This window comes from Carbonatibacter coralli (assembly GCF_039592655.1).
GTDB lineage: Bacteria > Pseudomonadota > Alphaproteobacteria > Kiloniellales > Kiloniellaceae > Carbonatibacter > Carbonatibacter coralli.
Genome location: NZ_JBBUTJ010000009.1, coordinates 49,982 through 76,262 on the forward strand (window position 1 = coordinate 49,982; position 26,281 = coordinate 76,262).

The 26,281-nt window shown below is 55.1% G+C and carries 17 protein-coding genes; 8 read left to right on the forward strand and 9 right to left on the reverse strand.

Annotated elements, in window-relative coordinates:
- Window positions 1–7 precede the first annotated feature (7 nt).
- On the forward strand, window positions 8–1,093 hold the full coding sequence (gene flhB, locus AAAH10_RS15250) for a flagellar biosynthesis protein FlhB (protein WP_343565122.1): 1,086 nt from the start codon (window positions 8–10) through the stop codon (window positions 1,091–1,093).
- 114 nt (window positions 1,094–1,207) lie between these two features.
- Window positions 1,208–3,613, forward strand: coding sequence for a response regulator (locus AAAH10_RS15255; protein ID WP_343565124.1), 2,406 nt, complete (start codon window positions 1,208–1,210; stop codon window positions 3,611–3,613).
- Between the two features lie 51 nt (window positions 3,614–3,664).
- Here AAAH10_RS15255 and AAAH10_RS15260 read toward each other — a convergent pair whose 3' ends face one another.
- The 4 genes from AAAH10_RS15260 to AAAH10_RS15275 all read right to left on the reverse strand — a co-directional run bounded on the left by AAAH10_RS15260 (window position 3,665) and on the right by AAAH10_RS15275 (window position 8,557).
- On the reverse strand, window positions 3,665–5,869 hold the full coding sequence (locus AAAH10_RS15260; RefSeq protein ID WP_343565125.1) for a TonB-dependent receptor: 2,205 nt from the start codon (window positions 5,867–5,869) through the stop codon (window positions 3,665–3,667).
- An 18-nt stretch (window positions 5,870–5,887) separates the two neighbouring features.
- The gene (locus tag AAAH10_RS15265) at window positions 5,888–7,174 is read right to left on the reverse strand and encodes an MFS transporter (protein ID WP_343565126.1); all 1,287 of its coding nucleotides are present in this window, start codon (window positions 7,172–7,174) and stop codon (window positions 5,888–5,890) included.
- Between the two features lie 101 nt (window positions 7,175–7,275).
- Window positions 7,276–7,923, reverse strand: coding sequence for a TetR/AcrR family transcriptional regulator (locus AAAH10_RS15270; RefSeq protein ID WP_343565128.1), 648 nt, complete (start codon window positions 7,921–7,923; stop codon window positions 7,276–7,278).
- Between the two features lie 112 nt (window positions 7,924–8,035).
- Entirely contained in the window at window positions 8,036–8,557 is a 522-nt protein-coding gene (locus AAAH10_RS15275; protein ID WP_343565129.1) for a MarR family winged helix-turn-helix transcriptional regulator, read from the reverse strand.
- Window positions 8,558–8,667: 110 nt separating this feature from the next.
- Between AAAH10_RS15275 and AAAH10_RS15280 the strand changes: the two genes are divergently transcribed.
- The 4 genes from AAAH10_RS15280 (at window position 8,668) to gltB (ending at window position 16,472) form a co-directional block, all read left to right on the forward strand.
- Entirely contained in the window at window positions 8,668–9,279 is a 612-nt protein-coding gene (locus AAAH10_RS15280; RefSeq protein WP_343565130.1) for a nitroreductase family protein, read from the forward strand.
- Window positions 9,276–10,220 (forward strand): DMT family transporter, encoded by a 945-nt coding sequence (locus AAAH10_RS15285; protein ID WP_343565132.1) that lies wholly within the window; start codon window positions 9,276–9,278, stop codon window positions 10,218–10,220. The genes AAAH10_RS15280 and AAAH10_RS15285 overlap by 4 nt, the downstream gene beginning before the upstream one ends.
- A gap of 160 nt (window positions 10,221–10,380) precedes the next feature.
- Entirely contained in the window at window positions 10,381–11,829 is a 1,449-nt protein-coding gene (locus AAAH10_RS15290) for an NAD(P)-dependent oxidoreductase (RefSeq protein ID WP_343565134.1), read from the forward strand.
- Window positions 11,830–11,843: 14 nt separating this feature from the next.
- Entirely contained in the window at window positions 11,844–16,472 is a 4,629-nt protein-coding gene (gene gltB / locus AAAH10_RS15295) for a glutamate synthase large subunit (protein WP_343565136.1), read from the forward strand.
- Window positions 16,473–16,545: 73 nt separating this feature from the next.
- Here the strand turns inward: gltB and AAAH10_RS15300 are convergent, their stop codons facing one another.
- The 3 genes from AAAH10_RS15300 to AAAH10_RS15310 form a co-directional block, all read right to left on the reverse strand.
- A complete protein-coding gene (locus tag AAAH10_RS15300) occupies window positions 16,546–17,055 on the reverse strand; it encodes a hypothetical protein (RefSeq protein ID WP_343565138.1) in 510 nt (169 codons plus the stop codon).
- Window positions 17,056–17,176: 121 nt separating this feature from the next.
- The gene (locus AAAH10_RS15305; protein ID WP_343565140.1) at window positions 17,177–19,207 is read right to left on the reverse strand and encodes a methyl-accepting chemotaxis protein; all 2,031 of its coding nucleotides are present in this window, start codon (window positions 19,205–19,207) and stop codon (window positions 17,177–17,179) included.
- A gap of 433 nt (window positions 19,208–19,640) precedes the next feature.
- Window positions 19,641–20,576, reverse strand: a complete 936-nt coding sequence (locus tag AAAH10_RS15310) for a LysR family transcriptional regulator (RefSeq protein WP_343565142.1) — start codon at window positions 20,574–20,576, stop codon at window positions 19,641–19,643.
- A 117-nt stretch (window positions 20,577–20,693) separates the two neighbouring features.
- Here AAAH10_RS15310 and AAAH10_RS15315 point away from each other — a divergent pair, with 117 nt between their 5' ends.
- Both AAAH10_RS15315 and mazG read left to right on the forward strand, forming a co-directional pair.
- Window positions 20,694–21,662, forward strand: a complete 969-nt coding sequence (locus AAAH10_RS15315; RefSeq protein ID WP_343565144.1) for an NAD(P)H-dependent oxidoreductase — start codon at window positions 20,694–20,696, stop codon at window positions 21,660–21,662.
- A gap of 176 nt (window positions 21,663–21,838) precedes the next feature.
- Entirely contained in the window at window positions 21,839–22,681 is an 843-nt protein-coding gene (mazG, locus tag AAAH10_RS15320) for a nucleoside triphosphate pyrophosphohydrolase (protein WP_343565146.1), read from the forward strand.
- Between the two features lie 52 nt (window positions 22,682–22,733).
- Here the strand turns inward: mazG and AAAH10_RS15325 are convergent, their stop codons facing one another.
- Both AAAH10_RS15325 and AAAH10_RS15330 read right to left on the reverse strand, forming a co-directional pair.
- Window positions 22,734–23,573, reverse strand: coding sequence for an inositol monophosphatase family protein (locus AAAH10_RS15325; RefSeq protein WP_343565148.1), 840 nt, complete (start codon window positions 23,571–23,573; stop codon window positions 22,734–22,736).
- A 245-nt stretch (window positions 23,574–23,818) separates the two neighbouring features.
- On the reverse strand, window positions 23,819–26,281 hold a 2,463-nt coding region (locus AAAH10_RS15330), incomplete at its 5' end, for a GcvT family protein (protein WP_343565150.1).

The window sequence follows — 26,281 nt, forward strand, 5'->3', positions numbered from 1 at the left end:
GGGAGGCATGTCACAGGATCAGGACGAGTCACAGAAGACAGAAGAACCCACCGAGAAAAAGCTTGAAGACGCGCGCGAAAAGGGTGACGTCCCCAAATCGCAGGAGCTGAACTACTTTTTCTCCTTCATGGCAGTGCTGATCATCATGGTTTTTGGCCTGGGCTGGATCATGCGGGGTGTCCACACCCTGATGGTTCCCTTTCTGGAGCGTCCGGACAGTTTCAATCTCGATCATCAAACCTCGGATATTCTTGCGGGACTTGCGGCTGAAATTGCGCCCTATCTGCTGTTGCCGATGGGTTTGATCCTCTTCTTTGGTATCGCTTCGGGCCTGATGCAGCACGGACTGCTTTTTTCAACCGAGCCGATTACGCCAAAGCTGGAAAAGCTCAGCCTGATCAATGGTTTCAAACGCATGTTTGGCAGTGAGGCTGTTGTGAACCTGATCAAGGGGGTCGCAAAGCTTTCCCTGGTCGGCTTTATCTTTGTTTTTATCCTCTGGCCCCAACAGGATAAAATTCCCCAGCTTGCACTGCTGGACACCCATCAGGTCCTGCCGCTCCTCTATGACTGGGTTCTCTATCTGCTGATTGCAGTTACTGCGGTCATGGCCCTGCTGGGTTTTGCCGACTTTGCCTACCAGAAGCACAAGTACACCAAAAAGCTCATGATGACGCTTCAGGAGGTCAAGGACGAGTTCAAGCAGACAGAGGGCGATCCGCTTGTGAAGGGACGCCTGCGACAGCTGCGGATGGAAAAGGCCCGACAGCGTATGATGGCTGCTGTTCCGAGCGCCGATGTTGTTGTCACCAACCCGACGCACTTTTCCGTTGCCCTGAAATATGAGCCGGAAACCATGGATGCGCCGAAAGTCGTGGCAAAGGGGCAGGATGAGGTGGCTTTGAGGATCAGAAAAGTCGCCAAGGAACACGATGTCATGATCCTGGAAAATCCGCCTCTGGCGCGGGCGCTCTATGCCGGTGTCGAGATTGATCAGGATGTCCCGCCGGAACACTATCAGGCCGTTGCTGAAGTGATCAGCTATGTCATGAAGGCGAAGGGAGAACTGCACAGGATCACCTCGGGGCAGTAATTAAATCTCTTAACCATACAAAATGAATTGTTATCAGCCCTTTATAAGCTTAACCTCTTTTGGGAAAACAAATGGGAACCGGGGCGCATTTGGGGTGAATTTACCGGAAAACGCATGTCTTTTGATGATACAACCATGACTTTGTTGATTGCCTTTTTGATGACCGCTTTGCTGGTCGCGCTGCTGGTCGCCGGACTGCTGTACTATCGCTCCTCGATCTTTTCCCGCTCTCTCAGTGCCATTCCTTCTCCGCGTCAGATTGTTTCGCCCAAGGGCAAGGTTCTGCATGTGAACTCGGCTTTCGCGAAGTTCTTTCCCGGAGAGCAACGGCCCATTCCGACAATCCTTCTGGAAAAGAGCAAGGGACATGAGGATGTGCAGCGCTCAATCAAGTCGCTGGCGCTGAATGTCCGCAATGGTGTTTCCGGTCAAATCGAGATCGAGCTGCCCGTCAGCCAGGGGAGCGCTTCCCTGTCAGGCCTGACAGCGGAGCGCCGTTCCGGAGACACCCAGTGGCTCCGGATTTCGGCCTATCCCGTCGAGCAGCGGGCCGGTTATGCCTTGTGGCTGCTGGATGACATTACTGTCCGGCGCCAGATGCAGCAGATCCTTGATGATCAGCAGGAGCGATTTGTCGACCTGCTTGAAAACGCACCGATCGGGTTCTTCTCTGTTGATGAAGAAGGGCGGTTTCTTTTTGCGAACCAGACGCTGACCGAGTGGCTGGGATATTCGTCATCGGAACTGGAAAGCGGGGCGATCAATCTGCATGGATTGCTGGCCAGTCCCCTGCCGGATGACATCCCGGCCTATCATCCCTTTTCCGATATGGGCAAGGACACGGATGAAGTCCTGCTGACAGTTCGCGGAAAGGATGGCGAGACAGAACAGATACTTGTGTCCATTTCACAGCATATTGCCCGGGACAACAGTGGAGACAAGGGCTTCAGAACGCGTTCGGTTGTGCGCAACCTGACACGCGAGAGGGAAATGCTGGTTGCTCTGGAACAATCGGAGAAACGTTTTCGCACCTTCTTTGATGAAGCGCCTGTGGCCATTGTGCTGGTTGATGCCAATCTCAGGGTCAAGGAGTGCAACGCTGCCTTCCTGCATCTTCTTGGCGGAGAGACCAAGGCAGAGCTTGATGCCGGGCAGCTGGAAAATCGTGATCTTGTCACACTCTTTGCTGACGAGCATGCTGAAGCTGTGGCGGAGATCTTCGAAAACAAGGAAAGCCATTCCGGGCTTGTCGATGTGATCCTCAATCATCGTGTCTGCAGCCTTCAGGTCACGGCACTGGAAATTGGCACCGGGCTTGAGGGGGGCTATCTTCTGAATTTTATCGATGCCACCGAGCAGCGCAATCTCGAGGCGCAGTTTGCCCAGTCACAGAAAATGCAGGCTGTTGGCCAGTTGGCAGGAGGCATTGCCCACGATTTCAACAACCTGCTGACCGCCATGATCGGGTTTTCCGATCTGTTGCTCATGCGCCACCGTCCCGGGGACCAGTCCTTCTCGGACATCATGCAGATCAAGCAGAACGCAAACAGGGCAGCCAACCTTGTCAGGCAGCTGCTTGCCTTTTCCAGACAGCAGGCGCTTCAGCCCAAGCGTTTGAATGTGACAGATATTCTGGCCGAACTGGCACACCTGCTGCGTCGACTGATGGGGGAAAGTCTGGAGCTCCGGATTGCTCACGGCCGTGATCTGGGGGACATTCGTGCCGATCAGGGACAGCTGGAACAGGTGATTATCAATCTGGCAGTCAATGCCCGCGATGCGATGGATCACGGTGGACGTCTGGAAATCGTGACCTCCAATGTTGTTGTCGATCAGCCGTACAGCTATCGCGGCGATGAAATTCCGGCAGGGGACTATGTCCTGATCAAGGTGCAGGACAATGGTCACGGAATTCCGGGTGAAATTATTGATCGTATTTTTGATCCCTTCTTCTCGACCAAGGAACTGGGGGCAGGGACAGGGCTGGGACTCTCGACAGTTTACGGTATCGTCAAGCAGTCCAACGGTTTTATCTTTGTTGATTCCGAGGCAGAGAAGGGGACGACCTTCACCCTGCTCTTCCCGCACTATCAGCAAAGCGAGGAAGAGCTCGAACAGGAAGCCCTGATTGAGGACAAGGCCCAGGATCTGACCGGTATTGGTTCCATCCTTCTGGTCGAGGACGAGGATGCAGTCCGTGCTTTCTCGGCGCGGGCGCTTCGCAACAAGGGATATGACGTGCTGGAGGCCAACTCGGGTGAACATGCCCTTGAGGTTCTCGATGAGCACGGGGACCGGGTTGATCTGATCATTTCGGATGTTGTGATGCCCAATATGGATGGGCCGACCCTGATCAAGAAGCTGCACGAACATAACCCCTCGCTCAAGGTCATCTTCATTTCCGGTTATACGGAAGATGCCTTCAGGCAGTCGCTCAGCGATAATGAAGGCATTGATTTCCTGCCCAAGCCCTTCAGCCTCAAGCAGCTTGCGAGCAAGGTCAAGGATGTCCTCGGATAAGAAAAAAGGAGAGCCTTCAGGCTCTCCTTTTCTGTTCCGGACTGACAGGGATCAGAATTCCTTGGTCAGGCTCAGATAGAAGCGGCGTCCCTCCGCATTGATCGGGGTGTTGCGCAGGGAGGTTGCAACGGGGTTTTCCTGTTCCCTGTCCAGAATGTTGTCGATACCAAACTGGAACAGGCCGAATTCGCTGTCATAGTTGAGACGGCCGTTCAGGGTGAAGGTCGGGTCCAGTTTGAGCTGGCGGGTGCCACCGTCATCGGCATCGCGCCCTGCGGTATAGACGGCTTCTCCGTAAACTGCGAACGCATCGCTGAAGCGGTATCCGCTGAAGACATTGGCCTTGAAGGGCGTGTTGATCCGGCTGTTCGGGAGGTCGTCATCCAGACGCCCGTCGCCGTCCTGATCCCATTGTCCTTCCTGATAGGCCAGAACGGTTCCGACATTCCACTGGCTGGAAACCTTGTGATTCAATGTCAGCTCGGCACCGTAGATGCGCTCTTTGTTCTGTGAAAGTGCAAGGGCATCGCTGGTGATGTTTGTGCCCTTGTCGGATGTGGACAGGAAAGCCGAAAGGCTGAAATCCGTATCCAGGCTGTTGAAGCGCGTTCCGATCTCGTAGTTGTTGACCACTGCGGCATCCGGTGCGATGTCAGAGAAATCAAAGGACGTTCTGCTGAGTGCCGCAAGACTGCTGCTGTCTACAGCCCTTCGTGTAAAAGCACCAATATCCGGAACGGAGTAGCCTTGTGAGAAACCGGCAAAAATATCTGTTTTCTCGGTAACATGCACGACGGCCCCCGCATTGAAAACAGTGGCTTCGTACGTTGTATCTGCTCCTGTAACCTGTGCGGCTGCAACAGGTGCGACAGGGAGAAGGGGGTTCCCTGTCAGGAAATTGGCGGCGGGCCTTGTGAAGTCATCAATCTCGATATCAAAGCGCTCGTGCCTGATCCCTGCGCGCAGGTCCAGATAATCGCCGACGGGGACTTCCAGCTGGGCAAAGGCGGCATAGGAGTTCTGTTTCATGGGGGCGATGATGTCCCGGCCATCCAGAATTTCCTGCCGGACATCGTTGAAGCTGTAATCGACACCCCAGTTCAACTGAACACCATCATGGATAAAGTCGAGATCCGATGAAACCGTGGTTCTCAATCCCAGTTGCGTTGCGAACAGCACGGACTGCGCATCGGGGTCCTGGACAAGACCGGGATTGTCAGGATCGCTGTAAACAAAGGGATTGGCCAGTGCGTCAGCGGCGACAAAGGAGGCGCGCTTTTCAGCATCATTGAAATAGCCGGTGATGTTGATGTCGCCAACGGGCAGATCGTAATAGTCAAAACTGAGACTGAGATTGACGGTATCCTCCAGGGGAGGTTCTCCGGGATAGGAGGAATCAAAGTTTACGGAAACCGGGTCCGTCTGGAAGTTTGACAGATGATCAATGTCCTGTTCCAGATGAACGAAAGAGCCGAAGAGCGTGATGTCATGGTTCTCGCCCTGATAGCTTGTCTGGGTTGAAATGTCGTACTGTTCAATCCCCGAGCCACCGCCCTGACCGATCAGTGGATCCTCGGCGATCTGGTCGCCATCGCCGTCAAACATGTCACCCGTGGTGCGGATGCGGGCATCCAGTCGCGAGCTGAAGACTTCTTTCCTGTAGGCCACTGAGGCAGAGCTCTGGGTGCTGAGGCCATCGGCCAGATCCTGTTCGCTGCTGGAAAGAGTGCCGGAAAGCTCTGCGCTCCAGCCTTCTTCCCGGGCATCCTTTGTGATGATGTTCAGAATACCGCCGGTACCCCCGTCACCATAAACGCCACTGGCGCCTGCAATGACCTCGATGCGTTCAATGGTGTTCGGATTGATCAGGCTCAGAATGCGGCTGATGTTGCGCAGTCCGATGTTTCGCGGTGTTCCGTTGACCAGAACCTGAACCGTTCTGCCGCGGAATGTTTCTCCGCCTCCGGCGAGTGTGCCGTTGTCGAGGGAAAAGCCGGGGATCATCTTGCCGAGGGCCTGGGTGATGTCACCGGTTGCCTTCGAGGCTTCGACGATTTCCTCGCCGGAGATGATCTGGACGGTCCCGGGAATGGAGGATACAGGGCTTTCGGACCTGCTGGCTGTGATGACGACAGCTTCCAGTTCCTCCGGTGTTTCCGCGGATTGGGCGTAGGCTGAAAATCCGGGATTGAGGACAAGGGCGGTGGTTCCCAGCATCAGCATTTTCCTGATGCGGGCTGTTTCAGTGTTCAACATGGCTTTTCTCTGTTTATCTCATCGAGTGCTGAGCTCTGAGGCGTGTTGTTGGCTTTGCGACAGAAGGCGCATGGCTAGGAGAATGCCGGGGACTGCAAGGATAACCGCAAGGGCGAAGAGGATGCTGTATCCCCAGTGCTCTGCGATGACGCCAGCGAGGAAGCCCCCGAGCATGTAAATGGACAGGTTGGCGCAGGACAGGATTGTAAAGTCCGTTCCTGCCTGCTGAAGGGATGAAAATCGCATGAAGGCGCTGTAGAGTGCCACGATCTCCATGTAGCGAATAAAGGTGTGAAAACCCGAAAGCAGGATCAGCGAAAGTTCGGGCGGCTGTTCGCTTTGGGCGAAGAGAAAATAGAGAGCAAAGCACGCGATGCGCAGCCCGCCGATCATCCAGAAGAACCGGAGCAGCCCGAACCTCTTGATCAGGAAGACTGCAATGGCCGCTCCACCCAGCCCGACACAGGCAGCACTGGTTCCACTGATCAGACCGATCTTTGTCAGGCTCAGTCCCTGATCGACAAGAAAGGCCTGTTCAACACCCTTGACCAGTCCTTCCGGCAAGCGGAAAACAAAGGCAAAGAGCAGAACCGGGACCGCCCAGCCGGCTTTGAAGAAGTTTTTCAGGCTGGCTTTTTCCTGCTGGTTCGCAAGGGGTTCCTCTTCATGTCTTTTGCCTGTGTCCTCTGAAAGGAACAGAGCCGGGAGCAGGGCTGTGAACGCCAGAAGGGCGCAGAGGACAAGAGCTGTCTGCCAGCCTGCAAAATCGTGGACGAAGAGGGTGAGAGAGCCACCGACAATCACACCGGCTGCAACACTGCCACCCTGAATGGCATTGCCAAGCGGGATCTGTGACGGGGGCAGATGCTCGACAGCATAGCCGTCCGTGGCAATATCCTGAGTGGCAGAACAGATGGCCATCAGCATCAGCAAGGGGAAGAGAAGAGAAAGGTTCTCTGCGGGCTCAAGCTGCGAGAGAAAGAGGATGAGGCCGATGCTGACAAGCTGCATGGGAACAATCCAGCTTTTGCGGGGTCCAAAGCGGGTGTTTCCCCATCGGTCCACAAACGGAGCCCAGAGGAACTTGAGCACCCAGGGCAGCATGAGAATGGCAAAGGAACCAATGGCAACCAGATCCACCCCTTTGCTTCTGAGAATGGCCGGAAGTGCCGCTGCAATGAAGTAGATGGGGATGGCCTGCGCCACATAGAGGCCCGCCAGAGCGAGGAAAACCCGGATATCGAGTTTTTCCCTGTCAGATGGGGAAGCGTCTTTTCGAAAGGCTTTTTGTGGGGATATCAGCATGAAAATGCACCGATATGTAACTGATAATCATTCTTATCATGTTTCTAGTGCAAGTTCTCTTGTGGGTGCAATAAAAAAATGAGCAATTGCTCATAAAAAAATCAAACTGTGCCGGATTTCCCCAGGAACGCCTGTTTCATTGTCAGTTTGCTCCACGCCAGAGCATCCCGGCGCAGTTCTGCAGAGGGAGCATTGGCGATGGTGTTGAGGCAGGCAATGGAGATCTGGTTGATGAAATGGGCCTGCAGCAGAGCCTGGTCCGGAGCAGGCTCCAGTCCGAACTGCTTTTGCATTTTCAGCAGTCTGCTGAAAATTTCACGTTGATGGCTCTCTTCCAGTGCAGAGAGTTCGCTGGAGACAACCATGGAACGCCTGAGCTTCCAGTGACCGACGGAATTGATGGTTTCATCTTCTGAAAGCTTGTCGAGCAGGGCCTCGATGCAGTCTTCGATCCTTTCGCTTCCGGTGAAGGAGTCGGCTACAGAATCAAAAACACGCAGGGTCTGTTGCAGCCAGTCCCGGAACAACTCGTAATAGATGACTTCTTTCTTCGGGAAAAAACGGTAGAGGGTACCGATGCTGACGCCGGCCTGTCTGGCAATTTCGTTGGTATTGATTTTGTCTGCAGGCATGGAACTCAACATTTTCAGTGTTGTTTCCAGAATGAGATCCAGCTTTTCCTGGGAACGTTTCTGCTTGGCAGAGATACGCTGTGACAAGGGGGCTGTTGCGTTTGGAATGTCAGTCATGTTGCGTGCAGGTTTGTTTTTCTGGTGTGAGTTTCAAAACCGGTTTTGAGCTTTTGGCATGGTTTTGCCTGTCTTTTCAACAGGTCCTTTTGAAACCTTGTCGGGTGTTTCCTCAACTTGTCTGCGAGGAAAGGGAGATTTTCTGAAGCAGGGAGCGCAGGAGATGACGCTCTTCTGTCGACAGTGAAGCCAGACACTTTTCTTCAGTCTCAACATGAGTGACGACAAGGCTGTCGACCATTGAAAATCCTTCGTCTGTCAGGGAGATTTTCAGACAGCGTCTGTCTTCTTCGGTGGCCTTGCGCACAATCAGGCCACGCTGTTCCAGCTTGTCGAGCCTGTTTGTCATGGCAGAGGTCGAAAGCATCATTTCCCCTGCCAGTTGTGATGGGGACAGCGCAGAGCTTCGCCCCTGTCGGCGCAGGGTCATCAGAACATCGAACTGGGGGAAGTCGAGCTTGCTTCGTTTCAGGTTTTCAAGCACGGCTCGTCTGATGGTCTCACTGGCGTGCCAGATATCGCCGCAAACACCCATGACAAGGTTGTCAATGTCGGGTCTTTCCGTTTGCCATTGCTCCATAATCCGGTCTGTTGGTGCCTGCTGGACAGTTTTTTCCGGTGTTTTTTTTGTCATGCGCATACCTGTCGGGCTTGACCTGATGAACAGACAAACCTATTTAATTTGATATCGAATTATTCGATATGGAAATATTTGATGTCTCTTTAATGATAAAGGTGTCTCTCATGACAGGCAAGATCAAGAATACCCTGGCTTTGCAACGCGGTGCATCCCGTGCAATCCATCCGCTTTTCCTTGAGCGCTGGTCTCCTCGCTCCTTTTCTGAGCGGGCCGTGCCCCAGGCCGATATCGACAGGATGCTGGAAGCTGCCCGTTTTGCGCCGTCCTGGTACAATGTCCAGCCATGGCGCTTTGCCGTTTCGCACCGCGGAGACGACAACTGGGACGAGGTTGTCTCCCTGTTTGATGAACTGAACGCGGTTTGGGCTCCATCGGCGTCAGCCCTTGTCTTTCTGGCATCGGATACGGTGGTGAGCTGGCGGGATGACAGGGAGGATCAGGCGGCCAGCTACAATTCCTTTGATGCAGGGGCAGCCTGGGCGCAGTTTGCGCTTCAGGCAACAGAAATGGGATATTTTACGCATGCTGTTGCCGGTTTGAAGCATGATGAGGCAAGGGCTGTCCTGTCCATTCCCGCGCGCTACAAACTCGAGATTGCGATTGTGCTGGGGCACCGGTCTGCACCGGAACGTTTGCCGGACTATTTGCAGGAAAGGGAAAAGCCCAGCTCCCGCCTTGCGCTCGAAGAGATTGCCGGTCGGGGGAGGTTCATATGAAGACGCTTCCCGAGCGCCCTGTCCCGTTGCTGCTTTTGACAGGAACCTTTATTGGTCTGGGGTTTCCTCTGGGCAAAGTTGCTGCTCAGGCCGGGGTTTCTCCCGTGCTCTGGGCAGCCCTGCTGTCTTTGGGGGCATTCCTTTTTTCTGCCGGGATTATGGTCTTTCAGGCTGCTGCAGGGCGCGGTTCCGGTCTGGGTGAAATCCGGTTTTGCAGGCAGGCGCTTTTTTATGCAGCAGGGGCAGGGCTGATCTCTTTTGTTGTTCCAAACCTGCTGCTTTTTGCAGCCATCCCGCATGTTGGAGCCGGATATATGGGACTGATGTTTGCCCTGTCGCCTGTCTGCACGGCTGTACTGGCGCTGATGAACGGTTTTGCGCTGCCTCCGCGACTGGAACGCATCGGTATCGTGACCGGATTGCTTGGTGCTGTTGTTATTGCGCTGTCGCGTATGATTGCCGAGACAGGTTCCCCGGACGTACTGTGGCTTTTGCTGGCCTTTCTTGTTCCCTGTTCCCTGGCGGCCGGAAATGTCTTTCGCAGCAGGTTCTGGCCTGCAGAGGCCAAACCGGATCAACTGGCACTGGGGTCCCACGGTTTTGCCTTGCTGGCCTTTTCCGTGATCCTGTTTTTACAGGGGGACCCGGGCAATTTTCAGCTCTTGAAAAATGTTCCATATGCGACAGGCCTTCAATTGTTCTGTGCCGGTTTGACCTTTGCTTTTTTCTTTCGGCTTCAAAGGGTCGGAGGGCCGGTTCTGTTGAGCCAGATCGGTTATGTTGCTGCGGGAACAGGGCTCCTGATTTCAACAGTTTTTCTGGGCGAAAGCTATCCTGTCCTGACGTGGACCGGCGCAGGGATCGTGGCGCTTGGTGTCGTTTTTACACTCCGCTCCAGATGGGAGGAGGGGAAGTTATCTCACAGGTTCCGGCAGCAGTAGCGAAAAGATGTCACAGGGGCTATGTCGTCAATCGGCTTGACAATTAGGTCAGTGTTGTTTACCTATGTTGTCCATATTTCATTGTCAGGTGACGCTTTTGGATAAAAATCGGCAAAACGATAACCCGCTCACCTGACTGTCCTCAGGAAAGGTTGGTACAATGACCAAAGGCATGCTCCGATTTGTCGAGCTGGATCGACAAATGCCCCCCAAGCGCTCTGCGGAGGAGCGCAGCAAGGATCACCGGGAAATCTACGAGGGCTATTCGGAGGACAAGGCCAGAGACCAGGCCAGTCGCTGTTCCCAGTGCGGCATTCCCTTTTGCCAGGTTCACTGTCCGCTTTCGAACAACATTCCCGACTGGTTGATGCTGACCGCGCAGGATCGTCTGGAAGAAGCCTATCATCTGTCGCAATCAACAAACAACTTTCCCGAGATCTGCGGACGTATTTGCCCTCAGGACAGGCTGTGCGAAGGCTCCTGTGTCGTTGAACAGTCCGGCCATGGCACCGTGACCATTGGTTCCGTGGAAAAATTCCTGACCGACACGGCCTGGGAAAAGGGCTGGGTGAAGCCTGTTGTTCCTGCGCGGAAACTGCCTGAGTCGGTTGGCATCATTGGTGCCGGACCGGCAGGACTGGCTGCAGCGGAACAGCTGCGTTCGAAAGGATATCAGGTTCATATCTACGATCGCTATGACCGGGCAGGAGGCCTGCTGATTTATGGCATTCCCGGTTTCAAGCTTGAGAAATCCGTGGTCGAAAGGCGTACAGCGCTGATCGCGGACAGCGGTGTGCAGTTCCATCTGGGGATTGATATCGGCAAGGATGTCAGCTTTGCCGAACTGAAGCAGCGCCATGCTGCCATCCTGATTGCAACAGGTGTTTATCAGGCGCGCGATCTCACGATCCCGGGCTCTGACAAGAACGGAATTGTGCCGGCCCTTTATTTCCTGACAGAGGCAAACCGTCAGGACCTTGGTCTTTCGAAGGCGGATCACATGGAACAGTCCCTTTCTGCTGCGGACAAGGATGTTGTTGTAATCGGCGGCGGCGATACGGCCATGGATTGCGTGCGAACCTCGATCCGTCAGGGAGCAAAGTCCGTGACCTGTCTCTACCGTCGTGACCGGGAAAACATGCCCGGTTCCGATCGCGAGGTTGCCAATGCCGAGGAGGAAGGTGTGACCTTCCGCTGGTTGTCCCGGCCGGATGCCTTTACAGGAACTGACGCTGTTGAGGGTGTGATGGTGTCTGCAATGCGTCTGGGCCTGCCGGATGCTTCCGGTCGCCGGACGCCGGAAGTCATTCCTGACTCCCGTGAAACCCTGAAAGCGGACCTTGTGATCAAGGCGCTGGGCTTTATGCCAGAAGATCTTCCCCGTCTCTTTGATCAGCCGGGTCTGGAAGTGACCCGGCGGGGTACACTCCAGACTGATGAGCAGACACGCATGACGGCACTGGATGGTGTCTTTGCTGCCGGTGATATCTATCGCGGAGCATCCCTTGTGGTCTGGGCCATCAAGGATGCACGCGATGCTGCGGATCAAATTGATCTGTGGATTGCCGCGCAGCGCGAGCAGGGCGTGAACATCGAGGCTGCAGAGTAAGGGGAGACGAGACAATGGCTGAACAATACAACAACAATGCGAACTCTGCTGCCGGTGAACAGGACTGGAAGGCCGAAGACTGGCTCCGGCAGTCCGAATACCTTGCCGAGGCGGGGCTCTACAATCCTGAAGACGAACACAGTGCCTGTGGTGTCGGGCTGATTGCATCCATTGATGGCACGCCGCGCCGTGATGTTGTCGTTGCCGGGATTGATGCGCTGAAGGCAGTCTGGCACCGCGGAGCGGTCGATGCGGACGGCAAGACAGGGGATGGTTGCGGTATTCACATTGAAATTCCGCAGGACTTTTTCCGCTCCCATGTCCGGAAGATGGGACAGGATCTTGCCGGAGAAAAGGCAGAGCAAAATCTTGCCATTGGTATGGTTTTCCTGCCGCGTACGGATTTCGCAGCCCAGGAGCGATGCCGCATTCTGGTCGAGCGCGAGATCATTATGCTGGGATACCGGATTTACGGTTGGCGCCAGGTTCCTGTGAACACCGAGGTGATTGGTGAAAAGGCTGCCCAGACCCGTCCGGAGATCGAGCAGGTTCTGATTGAAAATGCCAAGGGGTCCGACGGGGATCGCTTCGAAACCGATCTTTACATCATCCGCCGCCGGATCGAAAAGGCAGCGGAGGCAGAGTCCATCAAGGACTTCTACATCTGTTCCCTTTCTGCGCGATCGCTGATCTACAAGGGCATGTTTCTGGCGGAAAATCTCTCGGATTTCTATCCGGACCTGCATGATGAGCGCTTTGTTTCGCGTGTGGCCATTTTCCACCAGAGGTTCTCGACCAATACCTTCCCGACCTGGCCCTTGGCCCAGCCGTTCCGTGTGATTGCCCACAACGGGGAGATCAACACGCTCAAGGGCAACGTCAACTGGATGAAGTCCCACGAAACCCGGATCAATCACCCGAGTTTCGGCAGTTATGTTGATGATCTCAAACCGGTGATCCTGCCGGGGTCTTCTGATTCTGCCGCTCTTGATTCTGTTTTTGAACTGATGGTGCGGTCCGAGCGAACACTGCCCATGGCCAAGACAATCCTGATCCCTGAATCCTGGAGCAAGAACGATGCGCTGCCCCGGAAGCACAAGGATCTCTATGCCTATTGCAATGCGATCATGGAACCCTGGGACGGTCCGGCGGCCATTTGTGCCTTTGCAGGGCAGTGGGCACTGGCCGGAACGGACCGCAATGGTCTGCGTCCGCTGCGCTACACCATTACGAATGACGGTTTGCTGATGGCAGGTTCCGAAACCGGCATGGTTCCTGTGACACAGGATCGCGTCGTTGAAAAGGGACGCCTTGGTCCGGGGCAGATGCTGGCTGTGAACTTTGCCGAGGGCAGGCTCTATCACGATGGTGAAATCAAGGATGCCCTTGCCGATGCGCAGCCTTTCAGCCAGTGGGTTCAGAAGATTGTAGTCATGGATGATCTGATCCAGCCGGAGCAGACCTCTTCTGAAATCCAGAATGCAGCCTTTGGCGAACTGGCGCAAAAGAGCGCTGTCGAGACGACAGAATACCTGCGACGCAGGCAACTGGGATATGCCCAGACCATGGAAGACATGGAGCTTGTTCTCCAGCCCATGATCGAGCAGGCAAAGGAGGGGATCGGTTCCATGGGCGATGACACGCCGCAGGCTGTCCTGTCCGAGCGCTATCGCCCTCTGCACCATTTCTTCCGCCAGAAGTTCGCGCAGGTGACAAACCCGCCGATTGACTCCCTGCGGGAGCGTCAGGTGATGTCCCTGAAAACGCGTCTGGGGAACCTTCGCAATGTTCTGGATCAGAGCGAGGAACAGGTCACAATCCTGCAACTGGAAAGCCCTGTCCTGACCAACTGCGAATTTGATGCACTGGTTCGCTACATGAGCAATTCTGTCGGCTATGTCGACTGTACCTTTGATGTCAACGCCGGTTCCTTTGCTATGCGCGATGCGCTCGCCCGGATCTGTTCGGAAGCGGAAGAACTGGTGCGCAAGGGACGCGAGCACATCATCCTGACGGACGAGGCCGTTGATACGGATCGCGCGGCTGTGCCCATGATACTGGCAACCGGCGCTGTTCACTCCCATCTGGTGCGCCAGAACCTGAGGACCTATGCATCCCTGAATGTACGCTCGGGAGAATGTCTGGATGTTCAGTGTTTTGCCGTTCTGATTGGCGTGGGTGCGACAACAGTCAATGCCTGGCTGACCGAGCAGGCTGTTGCGGACCGTTGTGCAAAGGGACTTTATGGCGAGCTGTCCTTTGCAGAGGCCATGCGCAATTACAAAACCGCCATTGATGACGGTCTTCTCAAGATCATGGCGAAGATGGGGATTTCTGTCGTGTCCTCCTATCGTGGCGGATACAACTTCGAGGTTCTTGGTCTGTCACGGACGCTTGTGGATGAATTCTTCCCGGGGATGGCCAGCCGGATTTCCGGCATGGGGCTTTCCGGCATTCAGGAAAATGTCCTGTCCCTGCATGATGAGGCCTGGAGCCGGGGAGACAGTCTGACACTGCCGGTCGGTGGTTTCCTGCGTTATCGCAAGGGTGGAGAACAGCACGCCTGGGAAGCGGAGGGCATTCATCTGATGCAGCAGGCTGTTGCACAGGACAACTATGGCCTCTTCAAGAAATATACGGAAAGCCTGCAACAGCAGGAACCCGTTGCTCTCAGGGACCTGCTGGATTTCAACCGGTCCGGAGCCACTCCGGTTCCGATTGACGAGACGGAGTCCATCACAGCCCTGCGCAAGCGCTTTGTGACGCCTGCCATGTCTCTCGGTGCCCTCAGCCCCGAGGCGCATGGCACCCTGAACATTGCCATGAACCGGATCGGTGCGAAGTCTGATTCCGGTGAAGGCGGGGAGATCCCCGAGCGGTACGAGCCTCATGCCAATGGCGACAACGAGAACTCTGCGATCAAGCAGGTTGCATCCGGTCGGTTCGGCGTGACAGCCGAGTATCTGAACCGCTGTCGCGAAATCGAGATCAAGGTGGCCCAGGGAGCAAAACCCGGTGAGGGCGGACAGTTGCCGGGCTTCAAGGTGACAGAGCTGATCGCCCGTCTGCGTCACTCCACACCGGGCGTTACGCTGATTTCACCACCGCCGCACCATGATATCTACTCCATCGAGGATCTGGCACAGCTGATCTATGATCTCAAACAGATCAATCCGGAGGCGCGGGTCTGCGTGAAGCTGGTGTCATGTACAGGTATCGGCACCATTGCAGCCGGTGTGGCCAAGGCCAAGGCCGATGTCATTTTGGTATCCGGCAACGTTGGCGGAACGGGTGCATCGCCCTACACATCGCTGAAATATGCCGGCATGCCGTGGGAGATGGGACTGAGTGAGGTCCATCAGGTTCTGTCCCTGAACGGTTTGCGTGATCGCGTGATCCTCCGGACAGATGGCGGTATCAAGTCCGGTCGTGATGTTGTGATTGCAGCAATCCTCGGGGCAGAGGAGTTTGGTGTCGGGACGGCTTCGCTGGTGGCCATGGGCTGCATCATGGTGCGTCAGTGCCATTCGAACACCTGCCCGGTCGGGGTCTGTACGCAGGATGAAAACCTGCGCAAGCACTTTGTCGGCAAGGCGGAAAAGGTTGTGAACCTCTTCTCCTTCCTTGCCGAGGAAGTTCGCGAAATTCTGGCGTCGCTGGGGGCCCGTTCGCTGCGGGATGTGATCGGGCGTACGGATCTTCTGCGTCAGGTCAGCCGTGGCTCGACACATCTGGATGACCTTGATCTGAACCCGCTGCTGGCCATTGCCCGGCCAATTCGCGGTGCGTCCTATTGCACACTGGATGAACGCAATCCTGTTCCGGATACGCTGGACAGCCAGATTGTCAAGGATGCGGCCCCGTTGTTTGAACAGCGTGAAAAGATGCAGTTGCAGTATACCATCCGCAACACGCATCGCGCGGTCGGGACACGGATGGCCTCCCTGATTACGCGGCGTTTTGGCATGAAAGCCCTGCCGGAGGATCATCTGACCATCCGTCTTCGCGGTGAGGCAGGTCAGTCTCTTGGGGCCTTCTCTGTACAGGGGATGCGTATCGAGGTCCGTGGTGATGCCAATGACTATGTCGGCAAGGGGCTTTCGGGCGGGAAGATCATTGTCCGTCCACCGCTTTCCTCTCCTCTCGTGACGCTGGACAACACCATTATCGGCAATACGGCTCTCTATGGAGCAACGGCCGGACAGCTTTTTGCTGCCGGGCAGGCCGGTGAACGCTTTGCCGTGCGCAATTCCGGTGCGGAGGCTGTGATCGAGGGCTGTGGCTCCAACGGCTGTGAGTACATGACGGGTGGTGTGGTTGTCTCACTTGGGCCTGTGGGGCTGAACTTTGCTGCAGGCATGTCGGGGGGAATGGCTTTTGTCCATGATCCGGATGGCACGCTGGAAGGGCGTCTGAACGGCGAGAGTGTGATCATGCAGCGTGTAAAAACAGAACACTGGCGTGCGGAACTCTTCAAGCGGATCGAGCAGCATATCGCCGCAACGGATTCTGCGCACGCACAGGCTCTTCTTGCGAACTGGAGCAGGGAAGTGAACAACTTCTGGCAGGTTGTGCCCCGGGAAATGCTGGGCCGTCTGAGCCATCCGGTTGATGAGGAACTGGCGGAAACGCAAACTGCCTGATCGAATATTCCGATCCCTGAAACGCAAAGGCTCTGGCCTGAAAACGGGCAGGGCCTTTGTTTTCGGGGATGATTTATACCTTCAGGCGGAAAAAGAGCCAGAGCAGAGCCAGGCCGCAGGACAGCAGTCCCATCAGGAAATAGGGAAGCTGGGGGTTGTTTTCCCTTAAACCGATTTCGCTGACATAGGTGCTTTCGGGATTGGTGCTGTCATAAACAATATCAATGATGTCATCGATTTGAAAATCCGCGTAGTCTTCTTCGGCATCCAGTCGGTAATCACTGGTAATGATTTCCCCGTTCGGGAGCCTGAAGCTGTAACGGATATAGAAGAAGAACTTGTCAGCCGGATTTTCGAGATCCTGTATGTCCTTGCGATAATCCTTGTCGGAAGGCGTTTTTTCCCGGGAGATGAGAAACTGTTCTGTGATCGTTGCTTCCGTGGCCACGCCATTGGCCTTGAGTGAGCGTGTGTTCGCAGAGCTGCCGATGTAGATATAGGACACAAGTCCTCCGACAAGCAGGAAAAGTATGGCAAATGCAAGTGCAAAATAGGCTGAAATCGGCGTTTGCAAAGCTGTCATCAGAAAGATCCTCTGGCCCTGATTTTGATGGGATAATGCTTCAGTCGTTCCATTGGCCCGCAAGGTTCAAAAAAAACCCCGCAAAAAAACTGCGGGGCTTTTTCCTGTTCGGAGGGATGCTTCAGCTTGCCTTGCGCAGGCTTTGCAGGAAGCCGTGCATCTGGGTTTCCAGAGCCTGGGCTTCGCTTGCCAGTTCCGATGCAACATTGCGAACATCACCGGCTGCGGAGCCAGTCGTTTCTGCTGCCTCGCGGACCTGTGCGATATTGGAGGTCACCTGATCGGTACCACCGGCTGCAATCTGGACGGAGTTTGAAATCTCCTGGGTTGCTGCACCCTGTTCCTCGACGGCAGAAGCAATGGTTGTCGAGATCTCGTGAATGCTGGAAATGATGTCATTCACCTTGCTGATCGCTTCAACCGTGCTGCCGGTTTCATTCTGGATCGAGGTAATCTGTGAAGAGATTTCCTCCGTGGCCTTGGCTGTCTGGTTCGCGAGGGACTTGACCTCTGTCGCCACAACCGCGAAGCCCTTGCCGGCTTCACCGGCGCGTGCGGCCTCAATGGTCGCGTTGAGAGCCAGCAGGTTGGTCTGATCGGCAATGTCGTTGATCAGCTTGACAACTTCACCAATGCGCTCGACAGAGCCGGCCAGTCCCTGGATCAGGGTATTGGCTTCGCTGGTGGTTGTCACAGCATCTGTTGCAACGCTTGCCGAGCGCTGAACCTGTGCGGAAATCTCCTGAATGGAAGCAGAGAGTTCCTCGGCAGAGGCGGCGACAGTCTGAACAGACATGGACGCTTCCTGGGCCGCAGCAGACACAACAGAGGCCTGATTGGCAGACTGTTCCGCAGTGGAGGTCATGTTGATGGCAGACCCCTGCATCTGATCGGCTGACTGGGATACGGAAGCCACAATCTTGCCGACAGAGCTTTCAAAGTCATCCGCCATTTTCAGGCGGGCATCATGACGTTCTCTGGAGGCTCTGACCTCTGCCTCGCGGGCCTGTTCTTCCAGTTCAACCATTTTCATGGCGTTTTCACGGAAGCCCTCGAGAGCACGGTTGATCTCGCCGATCTCGTCGCCGCGATCCTGCCCGTCGATGGTCATGTCATACTCCTTGTTCTGAAGAGCAGAGATAACCCCGACAGATTTGTGCAGCGGGTTGCGGATCATGTGCTGGGCAATGAAGAAGACAGCAATGGAAACGATTGCGATCAGGGCCAGACCACCAATCAGGGTTGCATTGGCCAGTGCATCGGATTTTTCTGTGATCTTTTCCAGTGGAACGGAAACCATGACGGACCATGGCTTTTCGTTCTGGCGGATGTTGACCGGAATGAAGAGCTTGTAGCTGTCGCCGGACAGACCTTCCAGCGCTCCGCCGGTCGGGATCTGTTTCAGGGCATCGGCATAGAGACTGTCTGCACTGTCAAGTTCCTGACCCTGCAGTTCGGCGTCCCGGTTGGAGACCCACTGGCCCTTGTTGGAGATAAGGTTCACGGAACCTGTCTCGAAAGGTGTCAGGGCATTGAACTGGTCGGACATGTCGTTCAGGTTCATGTCGATGCCGATTACGCCGAGAATCTTTCCGGAGGTGTCCTGCAGCGGGAAAACGAAGGAAACAAGGGTGACAGCGTTGCCTTCAATGTCATAGGCAATCGGGTCAACCAGGAAGGGATTTCCCGTTTTCAGGGGATAGTAGTACCAGTCGGCACTCGGATCGTTCGGATCGCTTTCGTAATCGGTGATCTGGGAGGGGAAGATCCCCTTGCCGAAATTGTAATAGTAGTTCAGAAAGCGCCCGCGCTTGTTCTTTTCTGTGACGAAGGCGGCATCGTTTCCGTCAAGCTGGTTGGGTTCGTAACCGGCCCAGGCACCAGCGAGGTTCGGGTTGTTTTCCAGAACGGTTTTCAGGAACTGGTCGTAGACAGTTCGGTCCTTGATGCCGTTGTTGCGCATGTTGTTGAAGGTTTCAGACATCGTCTGGGCAATGGCCATACCTGCATCAAGCTGCTTTGCGACTTCAGAAGCCTGATGTTCACCAATGGCTCGCGCTTGTTCGAGTGTGGTTTCCTTCAGGGCGGTTTCATTGTTTTTCAGGAGAACAAAGAGGCCAACGCCAAGGAACACAACAAGCATTGTGACCATAGTGAGTGTCATCTTTGCGCTGAGGGACAAGTTATTGAGCACTTCTTTTCTCCGATGCTGCAAATATCCTACAGGAGCATCTTCATCCGATGGGGCAATGACGGGGCAACACGGACGCTCCTCTAGTGCTCTAAAATCGCTCTCATACATTAATAAACGGTTATTCCTGCATGTGTTTGCGCAAGGGGAACAAAAGGGTTGTAACGGGAGGATAAAGAGAGATCCGGAGAATGCCGGACCGTTTCAGTCAGGTTAAAATGTTGCAGAAGTTAGGAAAACAGGGATATAGCGCCTCTGCTTTATCTTGAAAAAAGGGAACAGAGGCTGTGGGTGCCAACAGATTTTTTGCATGTTAATTTTTTTTGAAGCTCATCGTTTGAGATTATACGAATCCTTTTGTGAAATTTTTTGCAATATTTAATAGGTCAATTTTTCAGTGTGAAATCGTTTCCTGTGGATCGTCAGGCCTGTATTTTTTTCCTTTCTCCAGAAGAAAGTCGATTAAAACCCTGACACGTCGGGCTTTCTGGCTGTTTTGCAGAAAATAGACATAGAGGGGAGGGTAGGGATACCAGTGATCCTTCAGTATGGGGTTGAGGAAGCCATTTCTGAATTTTTCTGAAACCATCGGCGTGATGATCCGGCCTATTCCAAGCCCCTTTTCAGCGGCGTCAACCATGGCATCTGTGTCGTTGACAATCAGGGCAAGGGGCATCTGCACAGTGGTGCTGTGGCCCTTGTCCAGCAGTTTCAGGGGAGCAAGCCGGTTGGAAGCCATGTAGCGGTACTGGATCAGTTTGTGATTTTGAAGTTCTGCCGGGGATGCAGGCAGACCGTAGTGATCGATATAGCTGTCCGAGGCGAAAAGGGCCTCCCTGTACGCGGGTGTAATAGGGCGGGCCACCATGCCTTCGTCAATCTTGTCACCAAAGCGGATACCGAGATCATAGCCTTCACTCAGGATATCGACGGCTTCATCCGTGACCGAGATTTCCAGCTGTATGTCCGGGTAACGCTGGCAGAACTCGGCATAAACTGGACGCAGAAACATCTGGAAGGCAAAGCGGGGCAGGGTGATGCGGACATGCCCGGAAGGTGTCCGGCTGAGGTCCTGTACCTTTTCCAGCGCGTTGTCCAGTGTGGAAATGGGGCCACTGATCTGTTCATGAAGGCGGGTGCCGGCTTCTGTCAGTTCCATCCGTCTCGTGGTTCTCGAAAAGAGTGGAAGCCCCAGATGGCCTTCAAGCTGCTTCAGAGCCTGGCTGACGGAAGGAGGAGCGATCTCGAGCTTTCTTGCTGCTGCGCGGATTGAGCCTTCGCGAACAATGGTCTGGAAAACGGTCAACTGGTTAAAGGTGGAACCTTTCATGAGATATCCTGTTAGGTTTTAGCTATTAATCTGTTAGATATTGCTCCACTAAAACATAACAGTGAGAAAGCGTAAATTCCTGACAGAAGAGGAACACATTTTCTGTTTGGAGTTTTCATGAGCAAGATTGTCGTTATTTCCGGTCACCCGGATTTGGAGAAGTCTCATACCAACACGGTGATTCTGAAGTGTCTGGAAGACTCTCCGGAAAGCATGGATATCCGAAGGCTGGACAGGCTCTATCCCGATTTCAGGATTGATGTCGAGGCCGAGCAGGCTGCCTTGAAGGCAGCCGATGTCATTGTGCTGCAGTTTCCCTTCCACTGGTACGCTGTACCTGCGCTTTTGAAGAAGTGGGTGGATGATGTCTTTTCCTACAACTTTGCTTATGGGCCTGAGGGCGACAAGCTCAAGGGCAAGGATTTTATCCTGTCCCTTACGATTGGCGGTGCAGAGGAAACCTATGACCCGCTGGGTTACAACCACTTCAAAATCGAGCAGTTCCTCCACCCGCTTCAGCAGACGGCCTATCTGGCGGGGCTGGTCTATCGGGCGCCGGTCTATACACATCGCATGGTCTATATTCCCGGGGTCTACAACAGGCTGGAGGATGTCCAGAGCCGCGCGCGGGATCATGCCGGACGTCTGCTGGAGCAGATTGATGGCCTGCTGAATTCCCCGCAAGCCAGGATTGAGCGCTTTGTGACAGAGTGGTTCCGGCAGTTTGACCAGTTGCCACAGAGCAGCGACTGGTTTCTGGAGCATCTGGACCGGGACGTGAACTGGGTTATGCCCGATGGACGCTATTCGGGTCACGCAGGTTTCAGGGACTGGTACAGTCATGCCCGGGAAACCTTCAGGCCGGGGTGTGATCATCAGGTGGAGCAGCTTGAAGTCCGCCGGAGCGATACGGGCTATCAGGTTGATCTGCGTATCCGCTTGCTGGCCGAAACCTTCGAGGGATCGCCTTTCGGAGGAGAAGCGGTCAACATGCTGGTCAATGAAACCTGGCAGGTTTCTCTGGATGCGCAGGGGCGTGTGACGATTCACGACTATCTGGTCGAGGCTGTTGACAGTCAAGCCTAGGCAGCAACGTCAGGACAGCAAACCGCAGGCCATGGACTGCCGACGACTGTTAAGGACCCGTTTGAGAGCGGGTCCCGGCCTTTTGCAGGGCGTCCTGTTTTTCAGGATGCCTTCGCAGGCTTTCTTCTGTTATATCAGGAGGCAGAAAACACTCGGACAGACAGGACTAATTGAACGTGAAAAACATACCGGATCCTTCCCATCGCGGCATTGACCGTCTCTTGCAGTTGATGCGTGACCTGCGTGATCCGGAACAGGGCTGTCCCTGGGATATCGAACAGACCTTTCAAACCATTGCGCCCTATACCATTGAGGAAGCCTATGAGGTGGCTGATGCTATCGAAAACGGTTCAATGGATGATGTGAAGGACGAACTGGGGGATCTGTTGCTGCAGGTCGTCTTTCACGCCCAGATGGCTCAGGATGGCGGCATTTTTGACTTCAACGACGTGGCGCAGGCCGTAACGGACAAGATGGTGCGCCGTCATCCGCATATCTATGCTGCTGCGGATATCACGACAGCGGACCAGCAGGAGGTTTCCTGGGAGGCCATCAAGGCTGAGGAGCGTGCGTCGAAAGGGCTGTCTGGGAGATCCAGCCTGATGGATGATGTCACGGTTGGCCTCCCCGCCTCGACACGGGCTGTCAAATTGCAGAAGCGGGCGGCGAAGGTCGGTTTCGACTGGGATCATCTGGACCCTGTTGTCGAGAAAATCCGTGAAGAACTGGATGAGGTTCTGGCCGAGTGCCCTGAAAACCCTGCGGAGGCCAATGAGGAACAGCGGGACCGTCTGGAAGATGAATTCGGTGATCTGCTGTTTGCTGTGGCCAATCTGGGGCGACACCTGCGGATTGATCCGGAGAAGGCGTTGCGCCGGACCAATGCCAAGTTCGAGCGTCGCTTCCGTTTTGTCGAGCAGGCCTTTTCCGAACGGAATGCGGACCTGAAATCTGCTTCCCTTGAGGAAATGGACCGTGAATGGGATCGCGCCAAGGCGCTTGAAAACGGGCAGATATAACCCCTTTTCAAACTGTTGCGATGTGGTTTTTCAGTTGGGTTATACTGCCGGTTTAAAAGGCAATGCCGTTAAACAGAATGGTGTGCAGTTCTTCCCACCTTTCCCTGTCGGGAGCCATCATCAGGCCTTCGCTTTTGTGGTGGCTTGATGTGGTGTAGGGCTGTTTTTCAAGGCAGGCATTGTAGCCGCCGGCTTCACGATGGATCAGTGCTCCGGCCAGATGATCCCAGGGCATCAGTCTGCTGAAACAGGAAAAGGCGAGTTCCCCGCGCACCAGCCGGTCGTACTCTGCACCTGCGCAGCGAAGGCTTTTGACGGTTTCGACTTTCTTGCGGCCCTTTTCCAGAGCTGTCTTCAGTTCGGCGCGCGCTCTGGACTGGCTGTGCAGTGTGCCAATCTGCTTTTCGGGATTGGCCGGAAGAGACTGTTTTTTTCCGTTGATGAAGGCTCCAAGTCCGTCCCAGCCGCTGAGCATGGTGTGTTCAACAGGATTGTAAATCCAGCCTGCTGTGGTCTTGCCATCGAGAACCAGAGCAACCATACAGCGGAAAACGGGCTTGCCGCTGGCATAGTTGTTGGTGCCGTCAATCGGATCAATCACCCAGGTTGCGCCCTTTTGTTCCATCAGTTGCATGACATCCGGATTTTCGGCATAGCATTCCTCGCCCAGAATGCGGGAACCGGACAGGAGGGCTGTCAGGGTTCCGGACAGCGCCTTTTCCGTCTCAATGTCGGCAATGGTGACCGTTTCGCCGTGTGCCTTGCTGTTGATGTCCTGATCCCCGAGCTTTTGAAAGCGTGGCATGATTTCTTGTGCAGCGGCTGTGCGAATGGCCTGATCGACAGCCTTGTTGAAGGCCTGCTGGTCGGATGGACTTGTGAAGTTCAGCATGTAAGCGTTTCCTGTGTGGTCTGCCTTCTTCTTTAATCCCGCTTTGCCATAAAGAAAAGAGGAAGCCGCATGGACCTCCTCTTTCCCGTATCACTTTTCGGTGGTCTGTCTTAATTCGGGCCGTATCCGGATCACAGGTGCATGCGGGAGCCGGATGAAGAGTATCAGCTGTTCCTGAAAAGAGGGCGGGACCTTTTGGGGGCGTCATGAAAAAAGGGGGATCGCAGTGATCCCCCCTTTTTGTCTCAGGCTCTCATGTTTGCGCCATTGGCGTCGTAGATTGGTGCGCCAAGCACCTCGGCTGTGCAGGTTTTTCCAAGGATTTCAACCTGCAGCTTTGTGCCCGCCTGGGCCTTGTCGATATCGACATACCCCATGGCCATGGATTTTTGCACGTGGTGGGCATAGCCTCCGGAGGAGACATAGCCGATGGCTTCACCCCTGTCGTTCAGAATGGCTTCGTCGTTGGAGACGTCAATCCCCTCAACATCAATGACAAGGGTGACCAGTTTGCGTTTCGGGCCTTCCTCTCGCAGTTTCAGGGTGGCTTCCTTGCCGACGAAATCCTTCTTCCAGTTGATAAAGGCATCCATGCCGGACTCGACAGCATCAAAATCCGGGCGGAAGTCCGTTGTCCAGACACCCCAGCTTTTCTCCAGACGCAGGGACATCAGGGCGCGGGCACCATACCAGCGATAACCGAGGTCTGCGCCATTGTCCTCAATGGCCTGGGCCAGGCGAAGCAGATATTGGGGCCTGCAATAGATCTCGAAGCCCAGTTCGCCGGAGAAGGAAATCCGGTTGAGAATAACCGGTACATCCCCGACAAAAGTCTGGCGGAGGTCCCTGAACCTGAAGGCTTCTGCCGAGACGTCCTCACGGGTGATCCGCTGAAGGAGCTCGCGGGATCTGGGGCCAGAAAGCGCAATGCCGTGCCAGTCATCACTGACATTTGTGTAGCTGACATCGGCAGGCAGGTCCTTTTCGAACCAGCGGCGGTGCGCCTCCTGCATGGCGCCGGAGCCAAAGAGCATGAAGTGATCGTCTGACAGACAGGCGACTGTCAGATCACCATAGAGCTTGCCCTTTGGTGTCAACATCGGGGTGAGAGCCAGACGGCCGGGCCCGGGAACATACCCGGCAAGGGTCCTGTCCAGATAGGCGCGCGCCCCGGCCCCTTTGAATTCGTGCTTGGCAAAGTTCGCAATCTCGATCCCGCCAACCGCTTCACGGACAGCCTTGACCTCGCGGGCCACATAATCGTGGCTGCGATTGCGCTCGAAGGTCGGTGTTTCGTGTGCATCCTCCGGGCCGTCTGCAAACCAGAGGGCGTTTTCCAGACCGAAGCCCTGACCCATGACAGCACCCTTTGACACAAGGCGATCGTAAAGGGCGGTTGTTTTCTGCATGCGGCCCTTGGGCAGGGTTTCATTGGGGAAGGTCATGACGAAACGGCGTTCATAGTTCTCGGTGGACTTGATGGTGCCCCAGTCCGGTGTTGCGAACTCGCCAAAGCGAGCCACATCCATGGCCCAGACATCAATGGAAGGCTCGCCGTCGATCATCCATTCCGCCATGCTGAGGCCAACGCCGCCGCCCTGACAGAAACCGGCCATGACACCGACAGCGACCCAGTAGTTCTTCATGCCGGGGACAGGGCCGATCATGGGGTTGCCATCCGGGCCAAAGGTGAAGGGCCCGTTGATGATGTTCTTGATGCCTGCCTCGGCAAGAGCGGGAATGCGCTCGAAACCCAGCTCGAGACGATCGGCAATGTTGTCGAGCTTGGCTTCCAGCAGTTCGTGCCCGAAATCCTTTGGCGTGCCGCGCACCGACCAGGGGGTGGCAACAGGCTCGTAGGTGCCCAGCAGCATGCCCGTGCGTTCCTGGCGGAAGTACATGTTGCCCTCGTAGTCGATTCCGGCCGGCAGGCGCTCTGTGCGTTCGGCAATCTGCGGGATTTCCTCGGTGATCAGATAGTGGTGCTCCATCGGTTGCACGGGGAGGTGAAGACCGGAAAGATGCCCGACTTCCCGGGCCCAGAGGCCTCCACAGTTGACAATGTGTTCCGCATTGATATTGCCGTTTGGTGTGATCACATCCCAGCTGCCATCCGGACGCTGATGCGTTTCGATCACAGGTGTATGGGTAAAGTACTTTGCACCGTGGACCTTGGCGGCCTTGGCATAGGCATAGGTGACACCGGAGGGATCGACATCCCCGTCCAGGGGGTCCCACAGGGCGGCAATGTAGTGGGAGGGATCGATGAGCGGGTGAAGTCTGGCCACCTCTTCCGGGCTGATGAACTCCTGATCCAGCCCCATGTAGCGGGCCTTTGAGCGTTCGCGCTTGAGGTAGTCGTACCAGTCCTGGTTGGAGGCGAGATAAAACCCGCCGGTGTTGTGCATGCCGACGGAGTGTCCTGATGTTTCCTCGATCTCCTTGTAGAGATTGATGGTGTAGCCCTGCAGGCGGGAGATGTTGGGGTCAGAGGAAATGGTGTGGATCTGTCCGGCGGCATGCCAGCTGGAGCCGGATGTCAGTTCGCTGCGTTCCAGCAGGACAACATCCTTCCAGCCGAACTTGGCGAGGTGGAACAGGATGGAGCAACCGACAACACCGCCACCGACGATGACAACTTTTGCATGGGACGGGAGCTGTTTGCCGCCAGAACTCTGGCTGTCGTCTGTTTGGATTTCAGGCATGAT

What these genes read in the sequence shown, in the direction of transcription:
- AAAH10_RS15310 (WP_343565142.1), bottom strand. Translation starts at nt 20,576, where the DNA reads ATGAAAGGTTCCACCTTTAACCAGTTGACCGTTTTCCAGACCATTGTT.
- AAAH10_RS15255 (WP_343565124.1), top strand. Translation starts at nt 1,208, where the DNA reads ATGTCTTTTGATGATACAACCATGACTTTGTTGATTGCCTTTTTGATG.
- AAAH10_RS15325 (WP_343565148.1), bottom strand. Translation starts at nt 23,573, where the DNA reads ATGCTGAACTTCACAAGTCCATCCGACCAGCAGGCCTTCAACAAGGCT.
- AAAH10_RS15300 (WP_343565138.1), bottom strand. Translation starts at nt 17,055, where the DNA reads ATGACAGCTTTGCAAACGCCGATTTCAGCCTATTTTGCACTTGCATTT.
- AAAH10_RS15285 (WP_343565132.1), top strand. Translation starts at nt 9,276, where the DNA reads ATGAAGACGCTTCCCGAGCGCCCTGTCCCGTTGCTGCTTTTGACAGGA.
- AAAH10_RS15280 (WP_343565130.1), top strand. Translation starts at nt 8,668, where the DNA reads ATGACAGGCAAGATCAAGAATACCCTGGCTTTGCAACGCGGTGCATCC.
- AAAH10_RS15315 (WP_343565144.1), top strand. Translation starts at nt 20,694, where the DNA reads ATGAGCAAGATTGTCGTTATTTCCGGTCACCCGGATTTGGAGAAGTCT.
- AAAH10_RS15265 (WP_343565126.1), bottom strand. Translation starts at nt 7,174, where the DNA reads ATGCTGATATCCCCACAAAAAGCCTTTCGAAAAGACGCTTCCCCATCT.
- AAAH10_RS15275 (WP_343565129.1), bottom strand. Translation starts at nt 8,557, where the DNA reads ATGACAAAAAAAACACCGGAAAAAACTGTCCAGCAGGCACCAACAGAC.
- AAAH10_RS15260 (WP_343565125.1), bottom strand. Translation starts at nt 5,869, where the DNA reads ATGTTGAACACTGAAACAGCCCGCATCAGGAAAATGCTGATGCTGGGA.
- gltB (WP_343565136.1), top strand. Translation starts at nt 11,844, where the DNA reads ATGGCTGAACAATACAACAACAATGCGAACTCTGCTGCCGGTGAACAG.
- AAAH10_RS15290 (WP_343565134.1), top strand. Translation starts at nt 10,381, where the DNA reads ATGACCAAAGGCATGCTCCGATTTGTCGAGCTGGATCGACAAATGCCC.
- flhB (WP_343565122.1), top strand. Translation starts at nt 8, where the DNA reads ATGTCACAGGATCAGGACGAGTCACAGAAGACAGAAGAACCCACCGAG.
- AAAH10_RS15305 (WP_343565140.1), bottom strand. Translation starts at nt 19,207, where the DNA reads ATGGTCACAATGCTTGTTGTGTTCCTTGGCGTTGGCCTCTTTGTTCTC.
- AAAH10_RS15270 (WP_343565128.1), bottom strand. Translation starts at nt 7,923, where the DNA reads ATGACTGACATTCCAAACGCAACAGCCCCCTTGTCACAGCGTATCTCT.